General features: G+C 62.8%; 16 protein-coding genes. 9 read left to right on the forward strand and 7 right to left on the reverse strand.

Annotation, left to right across the window (positions count from 1 at the left end):
- Window positions 1-32: 32 nt before the first annotated feature.
- The 4 genes from holA to ACR0LD_RS12980 all read right to left on the reverse strand — a co-directional run bounded on the left by holA (window position 33) and on the right by ACR0LD_RS12980 (window position 4,643).
- On the reverse strand, window positions 33-1,061 hold the full coding sequence (gene holA / locus ACR0LD_RS12965; RefSeq protein WP_170342235.1) for a DNA polymerase III subunit delta: 1,029 nt from the start codon (window positions 1,059-1,061) through the stop codon (window positions 33-35).
- Window positions 1,058-1,558: an LPS assembly lipoprotein LptE gene (gene lptE, locus ACR0LD_RS12970; RefSeq protein ID WP_170342238.1), complete on the reverse strand. Its 501-nt coding sequence runs from the start codon at window positions 1,556-1,558 to the stop codon at window positions 1,058-1,060. Before lptE ends, holA begins: the two co-directional genes overlap by 4 nt.
- The gene (leuS, locus tag ACR0LD_RS12975) at window positions 1,545-4,082 is read right to left on the reverse strand and encodes a leucine--tRNA ligase (RefSeq protein WP_480637314.1); all 2,538 of its coding nucleotides are present in this window, start codon (window positions 4,080-4,082) and stop codon (window positions 1,545-1,547) included. The genes lptE and leuS overlap by 14 nt, the downstream gene beginning before the upstream one ends.
- A gap of 72 nt (window positions 4,083-4,154) precedes the next feature.
- Window positions 4,155-4,643, reverse strand: coding sequence for a DUF3576 domain-containing protein (locus ACR0LD_RS12980; RefSeq protein ID WP_170341302.1), 489 nt, complete (start codon window positions 4,641-4,643; stop codon window positions 4,155-4,157).
- Window positions 4,644-4,923: 280 nt separating this feature from the next.
- On the opposite strand from ACR0LD_RS12980, the gene ACR0LD_RS12985 reads away from it, so the two are divergent.
- Both ACR0LD_RS12985 and ACR0LD_RS12990 read left to right on the forward strand, forming a co-directional pair.
- A complete protein-coding gene (locus ACR0LD_RS12985) occupies window positions 4,924-6,003 on the forward strand; it encodes a porin (protein ID WP_480637418.1) in 1,080 nt (359 codons plus the stop codon).
- A gap of 103 nt (window positions 6,004-6,106) precedes the next feature.
- A complete protein-coding gene (locus tag ACR0LD_RS12990) occupies window positions 6,107-6,766 on the forward strand; it encodes a YggS family pyridoxal phosphate-dependent enzyme (protein ID WP_480637316.1) in 660 nt (219 codons plus the stop codon).
- Here the strand turns inward: ACR0LD_RS12990 and ACR0LD_RS12995 are convergent.
- Window positions 6,750-7,250, reverse strand: coding sequence for a L,D-transpeptidase family protein (locus ACR0LD_RS12995; protein ID WP_480637318.1), 501 nt, complete (start codon window positions 7,248-7,250; stop codon window positions 6,750-6,752). The two genes, ACR0LD_RS12990 and ACR0LD_RS12995, sit on opposite strands and share 17 nt — an antisense overlap.
- Window positions 7,247-8,341, reverse strand: a complete 1,095-nt coding sequence (ribA, locus tag ACR0LD_RS13000) for a GTP cyclohydrolase II (RefSeq protein WP_170364252.1) — start codon at window positions 8,339-8,341, stop codon at window positions 7,247-7,249. The genes ACR0LD_RS12995 and ribA overlap by 4 nt, the downstream gene beginning before the upstream one ends.
- A 162-nt stretch (window positions 8,342-8,503) precedes the next feature.
- Between ribA and ACR0LD_RS13005 the strand changes: the two genes are divergently transcribed.
- From ACR0LD_RS13005 to ACR0LD_RS13025, 5 genes are all read left to right on the forward strand, one after another.
- On the forward strand, window positions 8,504-9,190 hold the full coding sequence (locus ACR0LD_RS13005; protein ID WP_093964262.1) for a response regulator transcription factor: 687 nt from the start codon (window positions 8,504-8,506) through the stop codon (window positions 9,188-9,190).
- A gap of 192 nt (window positions 9,191-9,382) precedes the next feature.
- Complete coding sequence (locus ACR0LD_RS13010; RefSeq protein ID WP_170360822.1) at window positions 9,383-10,171, forward strand: exodeoxyribonuclease III; 789 nt, start codon at window positions 9,383-9,385, stop codon at window positions 10,169-10,171.
- 88 nt (window positions 10,172-10,259) lie between these two features.
- Window positions 10,260-11,177 carry a tetratricopeptide repeat protein gene (locus tag ACR0LD_RS13015; RefSeq protein ID WP_480637320.1) on the forward strand — a complete coding sequence of 306 codons (918 nt, stop codon included), beginning with the start codon at window positions 10,260-10,262 and terminating at the stop codon, window positions 11,175-11,177.
- Window positions 11,178-11,204: 27 nt separating this feature from the next.
- Entirely contained in the window at window positions 11,205-11,846 is a 642-nt protein-coding gene (locus ACR0LD_RS13020) for an LON peptidase substrate-binding domain-containing protein (RefSeq protein ID WP_093964265.1), read from the forward strand.
- A complete protein-coding gene (locus ACR0LD_RS13025) occupies window positions 11,843-12,028 on the forward strand; it encodes a Trm112 family protein (protein WP_480637322.1) in 186 nt (61 codons plus the stop codon). The genes ACR0LD_RS13020 and ACR0LD_RS13025 overlap by 4 nt, the downstream gene beginning before the upstream one ends.
- On the opposite strand, the gene ACR0LD_RS13030 is transcribed toward ACR0LD_RS13025, so the two are convergent.
- A complete protein-coding gene (locus ACR0LD_RS13030; protein WP_480637324.1) occupies window positions 12,025-13,287 on the reverse strand; it encodes an FAD-dependent monooxygenase in 1,263 nt (420 codons plus the stop codon). The genes ACR0LD_RS13025 and ACR0LD_RS13030 overlap by 4 nt on opposite strands.
- Window positions 13,288-13,344: 57 nt before the next feature.
- On the opposite strand from ACR0LD_RS13030, the gene ACR0LD_RS13035 reads away from it, so the two are divergent.
- The gene (locus tag ACR0LD_RS13035) at window positions 13,345-14,673 is read left to right on the forward strand and encodes an amidase (RefSeq protein WP_480637325.1); all 1,329 of its coding nucleotides are present in this window, start codon (window positions 13,345-13,347) and stop codon (window positions 14,671-14,673) included.
- A gap of 109 nt (window positions 14,674-14,782) precedes the next feature.
- Complete coding sequence (locus ACR0LD_RS13040; RefSeq protein WP_480637326.1) at window positions 14,783-15,964, forward strand: aminotransferase class I/II-fold pyridoxal phosphate-dependent enzyme; 1,182 nt, start codon at window positions 14,783-14,785, stop codon at window positions 15,962-15,964.
- Window positions 15,965-15,971 lie beyond the last annotated feature (7 nt).

Here is a 15,971-nt window from a genome sequence, read left to right on the forward strand (position 1 = left end):
CCGCGTCAAGTCGGACGCGCCGTCAGTTCAATTCAGCGTGACCGCGCCAGCATGGCCAGCCGGATCAGAGCGCGCTCGACCAGGGCCATGGCCGGGGCAGTCTGCCCTGCCGACCGGAGAGACAGATCCGTATCCGTCAGCACGGTCAAAGCCGTCTGCAGCTTGTGCGCGCCCCAAGTCTGCGCCTGCCGAAGGATGCGGTCACGCCGCTTGCCATAAACCGGCGGCCGGAGTTTGCCGATCCCTTGCGCTGCGCCACCGGGGTCCGAGGCGCAGGCATAGAGCGTGCGAAAATGGCGGGTCGCGCCGATGCACAGGGACACCGCATTTGTTCCCTGCGCCTGCAACCGCCGGATCAGGGGCCCGATTTCACCGGATCGGCCTTCGGCAACGACGTTGAGAACGTCATCCAGGGCCGCCTCATTGGATTGCGGCGCGCAGGCCTCGATGTCTTCGACGGCAACGTCTGAGGCATCACCGCGTTTGTACAGAGACAGCTTTTCAACGGTTTGCGCAAAGTCGCCCGGGCTGAGTTCGGTGGCCAGATCGCTGAGCACGGACATCGCGTCACGGGGAACGCTCGCAAGTCCGGCTTGGGCCAGAACACGCTCGATCTCCGCGCGCGACGGTGGATCGTCATAGATCCCGACCGCATAGGCGGCCCGATGGCCTTCGAACGCTTTGCGCAGCTTCGAGCTGGCCTTGAGCTGCCCGGCGGTCACAATGATCTGAGCGTCGCCTGGCGCCCAATCCTCGAGCGCGGCGGTGATCGCCGGGGTTGCGGCGTCGGTTGCATCCTCGACGAATACGGCGCGCGCGCCGGGAAAGAACCCGACAGCCTTCACGGCATCCAGCAGAAGGGCAGGATCCGCCCGCAGATCCGAGGCCGGAAGACGGGTCAGGCGCATTTCCTCTTCTGCACCCGGGCCCAACAGCGCGGCCAATACCTGCTGGCGCTTGAGCGCGACGCGCATCGCGTCGGCGCCGTAGATCAACAATCCCGTCTTGTCGGGGTCAGGTTTGGCGAAATACCCCTCGGCGTCGCGCGGGGACAGCTTCATGAAGCCAGGCCCGGTGCGGAATACAGGCGCGTGACGATCTGATCGGACAGGATGACCATCAGCCTCTCTTTGGCATCCCGTTCATCAGCGAGCGTGGAAACGGTGGACCCCGCGGCTGAGTAGCCTACGAAATCGGCCACAGTGCCGGACACAAGGATCTGGCCCGTTTCATTGGATCTCAGCGTATAGCTGGCGCGCCCGTCAATCGAATACCGGTTGGTCTCGTTCGAGGTCGTGATGGCGGCCCCGCGGGTCACCGTAGAGACCTGCACATTCAGGCTGTAATCCTTGGCTGAACTGACGCTGCGCCCGAGGGACTGCTCCAGATTCTGCACCAGAAGGTAGCTTTCGACCGAATCTGGCGCTGACACGGCGACCTTGCCGTATAATTCGCTGCCAGCGCCGCCCGGGGCATAAACCGGCTGGAACCCACAAGCGGGCGCCACGGTCAACGCCGCCAACGAAAGCAGCAGGTTTCTACGGTCAAACAACGACATTCACGATCCGGCCCGGAACAACGATCACCTTTTTCGGAGCAGCGCCATCCAGCGCCTTCTGCACAGCTTCGGTGCTGAGCGCGATTCTTTCAACCTGCGTCTTGTCCAGATCCTTGGCCACGCTGATTTCGGCACGGCGCTTGCCGTTGATCTGGATGGGCAGGGTGACGGTATCATCGACCAGCATCGACTCGTCCGCCACCGGCCAGGGCGCCAGCGCCACCAGCCTTTCGCCGCCCAGCATCTGCCACAGCTCTTCGGACAGGTGCGGCGTCATCGGCGACATCAGCTGCGCCAGCGTCATGGCCGCCTGCCGCTTGGCCTGCGCGCCCGCCTTGGATTTGGCCAGCGTGTTGGTAAAGGCATAGAGCTTGGCGATCGAGGCGTTGAAGCCGAAGGATTCGACCCCGCCGGTCACGTCATGGATGGTCTTGTGCATCTCGCGCAGCAGCGCTTCGTCCTCGGCATTGGCCGGGGCGTCGGATGCGGCGATCTCGGACACGATGCGATGCACGCGGCTGAGGTGCTTGTGCGCGGCCTCGGCGCCGGCGGCGGTCCATTCCACGTCACGCTCGGGCGGCGAATCGGACAGCACGAACCAGCGCGCGGTATCCGCCCCGAAGGCCGAGATGATGCTGACCGGGTCCACCACGTTCTTCTTCGATTTCGACATCTTGGCCGAGGGAATGATCTCGACCGGCTCGCCCGTCGCCTTCAGCTTGCCGTCCTCGACCTCTTCGGGAAGGTGATAAACCGGGCGGCCCTTGTCGTCGCGGGTCTGATAGATTTCATGGGTGACCATGCCCTGGGTGAACAGCGCGTCGAACGGCTCGATCGCCTTTTTCGGCAGATGCCCGGTGATGTGCATGGCGCGGGCGAAGAACCGCGAATACAGCAGGTGCAGGATCGCGTGTTCGATGCCGCCGATATACTGGTCCACGTTCATCCAGTACTCGGCTTCGGCCAGATCGGTCGGCGTTTCCGCCCGCGGGGCGGTGAAACGGGCGAAATACCACGACGAATCGACGAAAGTGTCCATCGTGTCGGTTTCGCGCTTGGCCGGTTTGCCGCAGGACGGGCAGGCACAGTCGCGCCAGGTCGGGTGACGATCCAGCGGGTTGCCCGGTTTGTCGAAGGTGACATCGTCGGGCAGCCGAATCGGCAGGTTTTCCTTTTTCTCCGGCACCACGCCGCAATCGTCGCAATGTACCACCGGGATCGGACAGCCCCAGTAGCGCTGGCGCGACAGGCCCCAATCGCGCAGGCGGTACTTGGTCACGCCTTTGCCCCAGCCGGCCTTCTCGGCAAAGTCGATAGTCGCGTCGATGGCTTCCTGTCCGGTGGCCTCGGTCAGACCGGCGAAATGGTTGACCCAGCGCACCTTCTGCTCTTTCGGCGGGACGAAGGCGATCTTGTCCACCGGCGTGTCGTCATCCAGGGCAAAGAAGGTGTCGATTACCGGCAGGTCGTATTTGCGGCAGAAATCCAGGTCGCGCTGGTCATGCGCGGGGCAGGCAAAGATCGCGCCGGTGCCGTAATCCATAAGGATGAAATTCGCGATCCAGACCGGCAGTTCCCAGTTCGGGTCCAGCGGGTGTTTGACGCGGATGCCGGTGTCGAAACCCAGCTTCTCGCCGGTCTCGATGGCCTCTTCCGTGGTGCCGCCCTTGCGGCATTCGGCAACGAATTCAGCGACTTCGGGGTTCTCGGCCTCAAGCTGCTTGGCTATCGGGTGATCGGGCGAGATACCCACGAAAGACGCCCCCAACAGCGTGTCCGGCCGCGTGGTATAGACGGTGATGGGTGCATTGCCGTCGGTGCGCTCGAAGGAAAACTCCAGCCCGCGTGACTTGCCGATCCAGTTCTCCTGCATCAGCCGCACCTTGGCGGGCCAGTTGTCGAGCGTATCCAGCGCATCAAGCAACTCTTCCGAGAACTCGGAGATCTTGAAGAACCACTGGGTCAGCTCGCGCCGCTCGACCAATGCGCCCGAGCGCCAGCCGCGGCCGTTTTCGACTTGTTCGTTGGCCAGCACGGTCATGTCCACCGGGTCCCAGTTGACCACGGCGTTCTTGCGATAGACCAGCCCCGCATCCAGCATGTCGAGGAACAGCGCCTGCTGCTGGCCGTAATATTCCGGGTCGCAGGTCGCGAACTCGCGCGACCAGTCGATCGACAGGCCCAGCGGCTTCATCTGCGCGCGCATGTCGGCGATGTTGCCATAGGTCCAGTCCTTGGGGTGGCCGCCGATGGCCATGGCCGCGTTTTCCGCCGGCATCCCGAAAGCGTCCCAGCCCATCGGGTGCAGAACGTTGTGCCCGGTGCTCAGCTTGTGGCGCGCGATCACGTCACCCATGGTGTAGTTGCGCACATGCCCCATGTGGATGCGCCCCGAAGGATAGGGGAACATTTCCAGCACATAGTATTTCGGTTTGTCCGCCGTCCGTTTGGCGGTGAAGATCCCGGCCTTGTCCCAGGCCTCTTGCCATTTTGCTTCGATTTCGTTGGCCGAGTAACGCGACATCATGCGGTCCTTCGTGAATGAAAACGCCGGGCAGGGGCCCGGCGTGGTAATATTGTGATTTTCTGCGGGTTGCTAGAGCTTGTTGTCCGCGATCCGCAGCTGACGCGCCCGCGAAAGAATCGCATCTTCGACCGCACGCGTGGTCGCCGCGCTGACCGGAGCGCCTCCGCTGGTCTGCAGCGCCACCGACAGGGACCGCGCCGCCAGGGCCGGATCACTGATGTGCACCGTCGCCCGATAGGACCGCCCGCCGCCCGGCGGTTTGCCGTAACCCGTTATGATAACGCCGGTAAACGGATCCACCTCCTGTACTGGCAGGAAGCTGAGCACATCCAGCGACGCCGCCCACAGGTACCGGTTGACCTGGGTGACCTGTTCCGAGTTGTTGGGGCCAAACACATCCCAGATGGTCGAACGATTCGGATCGTTGAGCTCGCGGGCCTCGGACGAGCTGCCGTCGGCGGATAGAACATTGGGGTTGGGCGACGTGCTCCGATTCTGTCCGCACGCAGAAACGGAGGCAGTCAAAACGGTCAAACCCAAAATCGTCAGCAGGCGCATCGTCGGCAGGTCCTGTTTTCACATGTTTTGCTTTGCTAGGAGATACTCCTAGACAACGTACTGTGCTGCAACAACCCCATTCTTGGCTTACGTACCCGTGCTGCTGAAATATCGGGGTGAATTCGACTGTGGCATCCTTGCACCAATTTGGGGCCAAAGAACCGAAGCTGTCCAAGGCATGCTTGCGCAACAGGGGCAAAAAGAGCGAAACGGTCTGCGTGCTGAGACATATGCAGCAGGTATGTGTCGAGTAGAAATTATTGAAACCGAGGGAAACAAGATGAAAAAAGTTCTCTTCGCATCGACCGCACTGATCGCAACCGCATCGGTTGCCGCGGCCGAAGTTAAGTTCAGCGGTTATGGCCGCTTTGGTATCGGTTACCTGGAAGACCGTACCGGCGTTGTGACCAACATCAACACCGGCGTGACTCTGACCGATCAGACCACCACCACGACCAGCGGCGCAACGAACACTGGTGTGACTCTGACTGACCAGACCACCACCGGTACCGCAACCGTTGCAACCGACGAAACCATCCTGGTCTCGCGCTTCCGCCTGAACATCGACGGCATCGCGGAAACCGACGGTGGCGTCCGCTTTGAAGCACGTGTTCGTCTGCAGGCTGACGAAAACGCCAACACCGGCGAAGCAAACGCAGCCGGCCTGAACGGCGCTCGCTTCTCGGTCATCTACGGTGGTCTGCGTGTTGACGCCGGCAACGTTGCTGGTTCGTTCGACAACTTGGCAAACTACTACGGTAACGAGCCGGGCCTGGAAAACTTCATCGGCCAGTACTCGGGCGTCGACTACAGCTTCCTGGGCTACTCGTCGACCGGTGCAGGTTCGAACGCTGTGTTCTTCCAGTACGCAGTTGGTGACTTCGCCTTCGGCGCATCGTACGATCAGGCAACCTTTGGCTTCAACGGAGAAGCAGACAGCGCAGACCGCTGGGACATCAGCTTCACCTACAGCTTCAACAACTTCACCGCAGCTGTTGCTTATGGTGAAACCAGTGCTGTTGGTACCGTTCGTGAGAAGGAAAGCCTGGCAGTCCTGACACTGGGCGCTGAATTCGGCGACTTCTCGGGCACCATCTTCGTCGCAGACGATGACGTTGCAGACGACGCCCTGAACGGCACTGCATACGGTCTGTCGGCAGCCTACAACGTTGGCGCTGCAACCACCCTGACCTTCGCTTACGGCGACGGCTCGGGCGACGGTGACACCCAGCAGTACGGCATTGGCGCCATCTACGACCTGGGCGGCGGTGCATCGCTGCGCGGTGGTATCGGCCAGTCGAAAGTTGGCGACGGCGACGGCCGCCTGCGCGCTGACTTCGGTGCTCAGTTCAACTTCTAAGTTGATCTGAACCGCAAGGTTTGAGGGCGGGTCTTCGGACCCGCCCTTTTCTTTTGTGCCGACATGGTGTTTTTCTGCGGACAAATGGAAACAGAGGGAATCCATGTCGCTGCAAGAAATCACCGCCCGCATCGCCAAGGCCGAAGCCGCAGCCGGCCGCCCCAAGGGCTCGGTCCGGCTGATTGCCGTATCCAAGGTGCAGCCCAACGACCGGGTCGAGGCCGTGTTGAAGCAGGGTCACCGGTGTTTTGGTGAAAACCGGGTGCAGGAGGCCGCCGGCAAGTGGCCCGCCTTCCGTGAAAGCTATTCCGATATTGATCTGCATCTGATTGGTCCGCTGCAAACCAACAAGGCGCGGCAGGCGATGGAACTGTGCAACGCGATCCACTCGGTCGACCGTCCCAAACTGGCCAAAACCCTTGCGCGGCTGGCGCAAGAGGTGGGGCAGTGTCCTGACCTGTTCATTCAGGTGAATACCGGCGAAGAAGCCCAGAAAGCCGGGGTCATGCCCGCCGAGGCCGATGATTTTGTCGCCGAATGTCGATCACTTGACCTGCCGGTGCGTGGGTTGATGTGCATTCCGCCCGTCGACGAAGAGCCCGCGCTGCATTTTTCTTTGCTGGCCAAGATCGCGCGCCGAAACGGGCTGGATGGCCTGTCCATGGGGATGAGCAGCGATTTTGAAACCGCGATCGCGCTGGGTGCAACTCATGTCCGGGTGGGGTCGGCCATTTTTGGTGACCGGGTCAAACCCGCGGAATGATGATCCGGGTTCCGGGTGCGACGCGCCGCGCGATCCAGTGCAGATCGTCGCGCCGGAACGCCACGCAGCCTTCGGTCGGATAGCCCGGTCTGCGCCACTGATGCAGAAAGATCGCTGATCCGCTGCCCGGTGTGGCGACGGGCCAATTCCAATCGGTAATCAGCACCAGATCGTACAGCGGGTCTGCCCGACGCAGGTGTTCGTGACTGCATGGATAGGGCGCCCGAACGTGTTGGTTGTAGTCCTGATCCCTATCGTCATCCGACCACAGATCGCCCGGCCCGATGGGCAAAGCCCACGGGGCGGGAGGCGCAATCCGATCTGGGCGGTACAGCATTCCGACAATGTGGTGGTGCCCTGTGGGGGTGGCCCCGTCGCCCTCGCGCTTGTGGTTGCTCAGGCCACCTCTGCCGACGGTGCAGGGAAACCTGCGGCCGAAGAACCGTACTCCGGTCGGCGTCACCACCAGATCAAGAGGGCTCACAGCAGGTGGCCCGATTTCGAGGCCTTGGTCGCCAGATAGGCCCGGTTGTGGGCGGTTTCCCCGACCTTCAGCGGCACACGCTCGGTAACGGCAATCCCGGTCCGTTCCATCATTGCGATCTTCGCCGGGTTGTTGGTCAGCAACCGGACCGAACTGAACCCGAGCGATTTCAGGATGTCCGATCCCAGGCGGAAATCGCGCTCGTCATCTTCAAACCCAAGCCGGTGGTTGGCTTCGACCGTGTCGAAGCCCTGATCCTGCAGGAAATAGGCGCGCATTTTGTTGGCCAGGCCGATCCCGCGACCTTCCTGGTTGAGATACAGCAGAATCCCATGCCCCTCGGCCCCCATCTGGGCCAGGGCACCGCGCAGTTGCGGGCCGCAGTCGCATTTCAGGCTGCCCATCAGATCACCGGTAAAACAGGCCGAATGCAACCGAGCCAGAACAGGTTTCGAGCGATCCGGGCGGCCGATTTCGATGGCATAGTGCTCCTCGCCACCGTCCTCTGGGCGGAAGACGTGCAGACGACCGGCCTCGGACACCTCCATCGGCAGGCGCGCGGCGACCACCTCGTGCAAGGGGCTGCGATCGGCCAGATGCGGCGCGGCGCGTGTGTGGTCGATGCAGGTCAGACCGTGTGTCGCTGCAAAGGCCCGGCCGTTTTCGACCGCAACCACCACTGCGGCCGGCAGCAGACGGGCGGATTTGGTCAGTGCGATTGCGATGCGATGCAGGTGTGCATTGCCCTGGCGCTGAGTCATCAAGGGCCCCTTCATCGGGGCATTCAGGTCATCGGACGGGTCTGCAACCGCCTGCACCCACCCCAGATCAGCCTCGGCCGGAATCACGACCCGAGCAAGATCACCGTCATAGGCGCGGGCTTTGAGCGTTTCGGCCCGTCGTCCGGTGATGGCAACCACAGGCGTGTCGCCCAGACCCCTCAGGTCCGCCAGACGCTGCGGGTTGAGTGTCTCTGCGGCGACGGCGACAACGCTGAAATCCCCGTCATCCGTCAGCACGACCGGAACGCCCATCCGAAGGTCGGCACGCGCCCGGGCCAGCAACTCGGTGATGTCTGGAATGAGACTCATTGATGTTATCCTGTAACGTTCGACCCTCGTCCTAGCCCGTTCGAAAGGAAATGTGAAACATTTCCGGCCCAACAGACACGAGGGCGTGAGAGCATTGCAGCAAAACTTGTTGATTGCATCTTCCACGCTCAAGTGTTGCAAAAGGTTTAGGAGGACCGGGACATGGCGCAACTCAAGAAAATCCTGCTGGTCGATGACGATGAAGACCTGCGCGAGGCGCTCAGCGAGCAGTTGGTGATGACCGAGGACTTTGATGTATTCGAAGCCTCCGACGGCCAATCCGCGATGGAGCGGGCGCGCGAAGCCATCTATGACCTTGTGATCCTGGATGTGGGTTTGCCCGACACGGATGGGCGTGAGCTGTGCCGCCTGATGCGCAAGCAGGGGGTCAAAAGCCCGATCCTGATGCTGACCGGCCATGACAGCGATGCCGATACGATCCTGGGGTTGGATGCGGGTGCCAACGACTATGTCTCAAAGCCGTTCAAGTTCCCGGTGCTTCTGGCTCGGATCCGTGCGCAGCTGCGCCAGCACGAGCAGTCTGAAGATGCCGTTTTTGTCCTAGGGCCCTATACCTTCAAACCCGCGATGAAGATGTTGATCACCGAGGACGACCGCAAGATTCGGCTGACCGAGAAGGAAACCAACATTCTCAAATTCCTGTATCGCTCGACCGACGGCGTGGTGGCGCGCGATGTGCTGCTGCATGAGGTCTGGGGCTACAACGCCGGTGTGACCACACATACGCTGGAAACGCACATCTACCGCCTGCGTCAGAAAATCGAGCCCGATCCCTCCAATGCGCGCCTTTTGGTCACAGAATCTGGTGGATATCGACTGGTGTCGTAACCATAGGTGGATTGATGTGGATCAAAGTGATACTCTGCAAGCATCTTTAGGATAATCCCATCCCGTGCATGTCCGGGTCATGACATGTACCTCCCTGTTGGACTGCCGGGCCTTTGGCCCGGCTTTTTTTCGGATGGCACCCCGGCACCTGCCGCGCTAGTTTGCCCGAGTCGCGACAAGGGAACCCCGATCATGCCTTTCACTCTGGCCACCTGGAACATCAATTCCGTTCGCCTGCGCGAGCCGATCGTGCTGAAGCTGCTGCAGGAAGAGGCGCCGGACGTGCTGTGCCTGCAAGAATGCAAATCGCCGGTCGACAAGATCCCGACCGAGGGCTTCGCGGAACTGGGCTACACCCACATGATCGCACGCGGTCAAAAGGGCTATAACGGCGTGGCCATCCTGTCGCGCCTGCCGATCACGGATCTGGGCGATCAGGACTTTGCCGGGTTGGGCCATGCCCGACATGTGGCGGGGCAACTGGAAAACGGGGTGATCATCCACAATTTCTACGTCCCGGCAGGCGGCGACGTTCCTGATCGCGAGGTGAACGAGAAATTTGGCCAGAAGCTGGATTACCTGACCGACATGCGCGACTGGTTCCACGCTGAAAAGCCGCAGAAATCCATTCTGGTCGGTGACCTGAACATCGCCCCGCGCGAGGACGACGTGTGGTCGCACAAGCAACTGCTCAAGGTCGTATCGCACACGCCGATCGAGGTCGAGCAACTGGCCGAGACGCAGGATGCGGGCGGCTGGGTCGATATCACCCGGCAGGACATCCCCGAGGGACAGCTCTACAGCTGGTGGTCCTATCGCGCCCGTGACTGGGATGCGGCTGACAAGGGGCGGCGCCTGGATCACGTCTGGGCGACGCCTGATATCTCGAACGCCGGCCATTCCAGCCGCGTCCTGCGCGACGCGCGCGGCTGGGAGAAGCCCAGCGACCACGCGCCCGTCTTTGCCAGTTTCGATCTTTGATCGGTGCGGGATTCCGCAACTCGGCCCTTGGTTTCCCGGTCGGCTGGTTGCATATAAGGCGCAAGACTGAATCCGGAGAGTGAATGCCATGGAACTTCTGAACGGCGCAGGCAGCCCCGCAGCCACCGATCTGATCAAAGACGGAACCGAGGCCACTTTCATGGCCGATGTCGTCGAGGCATCGCAGGAATTGCCCATTATCGTCGACTTCTGGGCGCCCTGGTGCGGTCCCTGCAAGACCTTGGGTCCGGCCTTGGAAGAGGCCGTGACCGCGGCCAAGGGCGCGGTCAAGATGGTGAAAATCAACGTGGACGAGGCGCAGATGATCGCCTCGCAATTGCGTATCCAGTCGATTCCGACCGTCTACGCCTTCTTCAAGGGGCAGCCGGTTGACGGATTCCAAGGCGCTTTGCCAGGATCGGAGATCAAGGCCTTTATCGACCGTGTGATCGAGGCCGCCGGGGGCCAGAGCCCGGGCGGGCAGCTGGACGAGGCCGTGGAAGCCGCCGAAGAGATGCTGAATGATGGCGCGGCAGTGGATGCGGCCCAGACTTTTGCCGCCATTCTTGGCGAAGACCCCAAACATGCCGCGGCCTATGGCGGCCTGGTGCGGGCGCATATCGCGATGGGTGACCTTGATCAGGCCGAGGCGATCCTGAACGGCGCTCCGGCCGAGATTTCAAAGACAGCCGAGTTGGAAGCTGCCCATGCGCAGCTGGAACTGGCCAAACAGGCCGCAAATGCCGGGCCGGTGGCCGAGTTGACGGCAGCGGTCGAAGCAGATCCCGACAACCATCAGGCTCGGTTTGACCTGGCGCAGGCGCTCTATGCCAACGGCAAGGCCGCCGAGGCGGTTGACCAGCTTCTGGAGCTGTTCCGCCGCGATCGGGAATGGAATGATGGCGCAGCCAAGGCGCAGTTGTTCACCATCTTCGATGCGCTCAAGGCCAATGACCCGATCGTTTTGAACGGTCGCCGCAAACTCAGCTCGATGATATTTGCCTAACCGCGCATCAGAGCTAGAATCGGAAACATGATGCATCCCGCCGATCTGCCGGACACGGTGTCCGTGTTTCCTCTGCCCGGGGCGCTGTTGCTGCCCCGGTCACGCCTGCCGCTGCATATTTTCGAGCCTCGCTACCTGCAAATGCTGGATGACGCCTTGAAAACCAAAGAGCGGTTGATCGGCATGGTCCAGCCGAACCCTTGTCAGAACGACGACACCAAGTTGCATCGGATCGGATGCGCCGGACGTGTAACGCAGTTTTCCGAGACCGAAGACGGGCGCTATCTGATCACGTTGTCCGGTGTGTCCCGATTTCGCATCCAATCCGAATTGGATGGTTTCACGCCGTATCGTCGCTGCGCCGTCACCTGGGACGGGTTCGACCGCGATCTGGGCAAAGGGGAAATCGACGATACGTTCGACCGGTCCGGTTTCCTGCGTCTGCTGGGGCGGTACTTTTCCGCTCGCCAGCTCTCGACCGATTGGGAGTCACTGAACGAGGCGGATGACGAATTGCTGGTCAATTCCCTGTCTATGCTTCTGGATTTCGACCCTGAGGACAAGCAGGCCCTGCTTGAGGCGCCCTGTCTGCGCACCCGGCGCGAAACGCTTGTCACACTGATCGAATTCTCGCTGCGCGGGGGTTCAAACGAGGAACAATTGCAATGACTGAGACGGAACCGGGATTCGACCGCCACATGCTCGAGGCGCTGATCTGCCCCCAGACCTACACCACCCTGGAATACGACGCCGAGCGGCAGGAGCTGGTCTCGAAAGCCGCTGGTCTGGCCTTTCCCATCCGCAACGGGATTCCGGTGATGCTGGTGGACGAGGCGCGCAAGCTCGACTAGATCGGGCGGCCCTGCAGCAGCCTGGGCAGGTCGCCTGTCAAACCGGCGGCCTCGCGCACGAAGCCGCGGCGCAGTCCAGGCAGAGAGCCCACGATGCCCATGCCGATGTCGCGCCCCAGCCGCAGGATCGGATTGTCGTTCGAAAACAGCTTGTTGAACACATCCGTCGCCATTGCCAGGGCCGCCGTGTCAAAGCGGCGCCATTCCTGATAGCGCTCCAGAACCAGCACCGAGCCGATGTCCTCGCCGCGCCGCCCGGCCAGCGTCAGAACCTCGGCCAGCGCGCCGACGTCGCGCAGCCCGGCGTTCAGCCCCTGACCGGCGATCGGGTGCATGCCATGGGCCGCATCACCCACCAGCGCCAGCCGCTCGGCGATGAAGGAATTGGCGATGGTCAGGTTCAGCGGATAGGTGAACCGGTCGCCCTGCAGACGGATGTTACTCAGAAAATCGCCGAATCTGGGCCGCAGAACTTGAAGGTACTCGGCCTCGTCCAGCGCGTTGATGCGCTGCGCGGTGTCAGAGCGTTCGCTCCAGACGATCGAGCTGCGATTGCCGGTCAGCGGCAGGATCGCCAGCGGGCCGGGGGGCATGAAGAACTGATGTGCGATGCCGTGATGGGGCAGGTCGTGTTCGATGGCGCAGACCAGCGCGGTCTGGCCGTAGTCCCATCCGGTCCGCTTGATCCCGGCGCGGGCGGCGGTGCCGCTGCGGCGGCCGTCACACCCCACCAGAAGCCGACCGGACAGCGCCGATCCGTCATCCAGCGTCACGGTCACGCCACCAGGCCCGGTTTCCTGCGCAACCACGGTTTTGCCATCGACCCGAGTGATCGCCGGTTCTGCCTCCATCGCCGCAAGAAACGCGCGCCGCAGGTGACGGTCCTCGACCATATAGCCCATCGGGCCTTCCTCGATCTCGGCATGGTCGAAATGCATGAAAAACGGCGACGGGCCTGCGCCCGCATGGCCATCGGTGACCTTGATCTCCAACATCGGCTGGGCGTGGTCCGCGACCCGCTCCCAAATGCCGATCGCGGCCAGCAACCGTTGCGAGGTCAGCGCCAGCGCATAGGCACGCCCGTCGAACGCCGCGTTCTTGCGCACCTTTTCGGCCAGCGCGTCGATCACGGTGACGCTGTGCCCGGTCTGCGCCAGCGCCAGCGCCAGGGCGGGGCCGTTCAGCCCGCCGCCCACGATCAAGATATCGGAAACCTGTGTCATGCGGTGCAATATGCGCGCCCTTTCGGGATTGTCCATGTGCAGTCCTGTCGCTACCGTCGCCGAAACACGAATTTTTCCGACAAGGGGGCAAAGATGCAGGACTGGCTGACCATGACGGCATGTGACCTGGGCCGGGGGATCGGCATGGGGCAGATCGATCCCGAGGAACTGACCGAGGTCTATCTGGCGGCCATCGACGCCCATCCGCACCGCGATCGCATCTATGCCCGCGTCACGCATGACCGCGCCCGCGCCGAAGCCCGCGCGGCCAAGGAACGGGTGGCCCAAGGGCTGCGCCGGTCCCTGCTGGATGGGGTGCCGATCAGCTGGAAGGATCTGTTCGACACCGCCGGGATCGGAACCGAGGCCGGATCGGCCCTGCTGCGCGGCCGGGTTCCCGACCATGACGCAACCGTTCTGCGCAACGCGACGGCCATGGGCGCGGTCTGTCTGGGCAAGACGCATATGAGCGAGCTGGCCTTCTCGGGCCTTGGCCTGAACCCCGCCACCGCGACGCCGCCCTGCGTGAATGACGAAAAGGCGGTTCCGGGCGGGTCGTCCTCGGGTGCGGCGGCGTCGGTGGCCTTTGGTCTGGCGGCCTGCGGAATCGGCTCGGATACGGGCGGATCGGTGCGCATTCCGGCCGCGTGGAACGACTTGGTGGGGCTGAAAACCACGTCGGGGCGGTTGAGCCTCGAGGGCGTGCTGCCCCTGTGCCTGCGGTTCGACACGGTCGGCCCGCTGGCGCGGTCGGTCGAGGATGCGGCGCAGATGCTGGCGCTGCTGGAAGGCGGAACGCCGGCCGATCTGCGGGGCGCCAGCCTGAAGGGGCGGCGGTTTGCCGATCTGCAGACCATCGCGCAGGACGATCTGCGCGACGCGCCACGCCAGGCCTATGCCGAGGCGCTGGACCGCTTGCGTGATGCAGGGGCCGAAATCGTGCCGCTGGAGGTGCCGGAGCTGGTCGAGGCGATGGGCCTGTCCGGTGTTCTCTACACCACCGAAGCCTATGGCCTGTGGCGTGACGTGATCGAGGCCAACCCTGAGGCGATGTATCCCGAAATCCTTGAACGGTTCCGCGCGGGCAAGGGGCATTCCGGCCCGGATTACGTGGCCGCGTGGTCGCGGCTGAAAGCCTGCCGGTCGGCCTGGGACGCGGCCACCGCCGGCTTTGACGCGGTTCTGGCCCCCACCGCGCCGATCCTGCCGCCGGATTTGGACCGGCTGATGAACGACCATGACTACTACGTCACCGAGAACCTTCTGGCCCTGCGCAACACCCGGATCGGCAACCTGATGGGGCTGGCGGCGCTGTCGCTGCCCACTTCGACACCGTCCTGCGGGCTGATGATGTTGGGCTATCCGGGCTCGGAAGAGGCGCTTTTGCGGCTAGGTGCGGCGGCCGAGGCTGTTCTGACCTGAATGCCACAATCCCCTGATTCGGAACCTCTTTGTCTGGACGCGCGGGGGTTCGGCCTGTAATCTGCTGGAAAACCGGGGCGCCAATGATCCCGGTATCGAGGCAGCAGTCATGAATTTCCCCGAGCGGTTTTCGAACCTACCGGCCTATGCTTTTCCGCGTCTACGCGCCCTGCTCGACCATCACGCGCCGGGCGGCGATGTCGTGCATATGACGATTGGCGAGCCCAAGCATGACTTTCCGCCCTGGGTGACCGATGTCATCGTGGAAAATGCCGCCGGATTTCAGAAATACCCGCCGAACGAGGGGTCCGACGCGCTGCGCGGGGCCATCGCCGACTGGATCGACCGCCGCTATGGCGTGCGGATGGACCCCGAGACCAACATCATGGCACTGAACGGCACGCGCGAGGGGTTGTATAACGCCGCCATGGCGCTCTGCCCCGAGCAGAAGAACGGCCAGCAGCCGATCGTTTTGTGCCCCAACCCGTTCTATCAAGTCTACATGGTGGCCTCGATCTCGGTCGGGGCGCAGCCGTATTTCGTGCCGGCCACCGCGGCCACCGGGCATCTACCGGACTATGCCGGCCTGCCAGAGGATGTGCTGAACCGCACCGCCGTCGCCTATATCTGTTCGCCCGCCAACCCGCAGGGTGCCGTCGCCTCGCGCGACTACTGGGCCGAGCTGATCCGGCTGGCCGAGCGGTACGATTTCCGCATCTTCGCCGACGAGTGCTATTCCGAGATCTACCGCGATACGCCGCCCACCGGCATCCTGACCGTCGCGCAGGAGCTGGGCGCCGATCCCGAGCGGATCACGCTGTTCAACTCGCTGTCGAAACGGTCGAGCCTGGCGGGGCTTCGGTCGGGGCTGATCGCGGGCGGGCCGGAAAGCATCAAGCGGGTCAAGCAGTTGCGCGCCTATGCCGGGGCGCCCTTGCCGCTGCCGTTGCAGGCCGCGGCGGCCAGGGTCTGGGCCGACGAGGCGCATGTTCAGGAAAACCGCGCGCTGTATCAGGAAAAATATGCCACCGCCGATCAGGTGTTTGCGGGCGTTCAGGGCTATATGCCGCCCGAGGCGGGGTTCTTTCTTTGGCTGCCCGTCGAGGATGGCGAGCGGGCCGCATTGAAGCTGTGGCGGGAAACCGGGGTTCGGGTCCTGCCGGGGGCATATCTTTCACAAGGGGATCCGGGGCAGAACCCGGGCAAAGGCTTTATCAGGGTCGCGATGGTGGCCCCAAAAACAGAGATGCAGCGCGGGCTGATCACGCTCCGCGACTGCATCTATTCGTGAGGTACGA

Source organism: Ruegeria sp. BF8 (assembly GCF_056538625.1).

Bases quoted from the DNA above. Each gene is read 5' to 3' on its own strand.
- ACR0LD_RS13040 (WP_480637326.1), top strand. From the start codon at position 14,783: ATGAATTTCCCCGAGCGGTTTTCGAACCTACCGGCCTATGCTTTTCCG.
- ACR0LD_RS13010 (WP_170360822.1), top strand. From the start codon at position 9,383: ATGCCTTTCACTCTGGCCACCTGGAACATCAATTCCGTTCGCCTGCGC.
- ACR0LD_RS13035 (WP_480637325.1), top strand. From the start codon at position 13,345: ATGCAGGACTGGCTGACCATGACGGCATGTGACCTGGGCCGGGGGATC.
- ACR0LD_RS13020 (WP_093964265.1), top strand. From the start codon at position 11,205: ATGATGCATCCCGCCGATCTGCCGGACACGGTGTCCGTGTTTCCTCTG.
- ACR0LD_RS12990 (WP_480637316.1), top strand. From the start codon at position 6,107: ATGTCGCTGCAAGAAATCACCGCCCGCATCGCCAAGGCCGAAGCCGCA.
- lptE (WP_170342238.1), bottom strand. From the start codon at position 1,558: ATGTCGTTGTTTGACCGTAGAAACCTGCTGCTTTCGTTGGCGGCGTTG.
- ACR0LD_RS13005 (WP_093964262.1), top strand. From the start codon at position 8,504: ATGGCGCAACTCAAGAAAATCCTGCTGGTCGATGACGATGAAGACCTG.
- ACR0LD_RS12985 (WP_480637418.1), top strand. From the start codon at position 4,924: ATGAAAAAAGTTCTCTTCGCATCGACCGCACTGATCGCAACCGCATCG.
- holA (WP_170342235.1), bottom strand. From the start codon at position 1,061: ATGAAGCTGTCCCCGCGCGACGCCGAGGGGTATTTCGCCAAACCTGAC.
- ACR0LD_RS12980 (WP_170341302.1), bottom strand. From the start codon at position 4,643: ATGCGCCTGCTGACGATTTTGGGTTTGACCGTTTTGACTGCCTCCGTT.
- ribA (WP_170364252.1), bottom strand. From the start codon at position 8,341: ATGAGTCTCATTCCAGACATCACCGAGTTGCTGGCCCGGGCGCGTGCC.
- ACR0LD_RS13015 (WP_480637320.1), top strand. From the start codon at position 10,260: ATGGAACTTCTGAACGGCGCAGGCAGCCCCGCAGCCACCGATCTGATC.
- leuS (WP_480637314.1), bottom strand. From the start codon at position 4,082: ATGTCGCGTTACTCGGCCAACGAAATCGAAGCAAAATGGCAAGAGGCC.
- ACR0LD_RS13030 (WP_480637324.1), bottom strand. From the start codon at position 13,287: ATGGACAATCCCGAAAGGGCGCGCATATTGCACCGCATGACACAGGTT.
- ACR0LD_RS13025 (WP_480637322.1), top strand. From the start codon at position 11,843: ATGACTGAGACGGAACCGGGATTCGACCGCCACATGCTCGAGGCGCTG.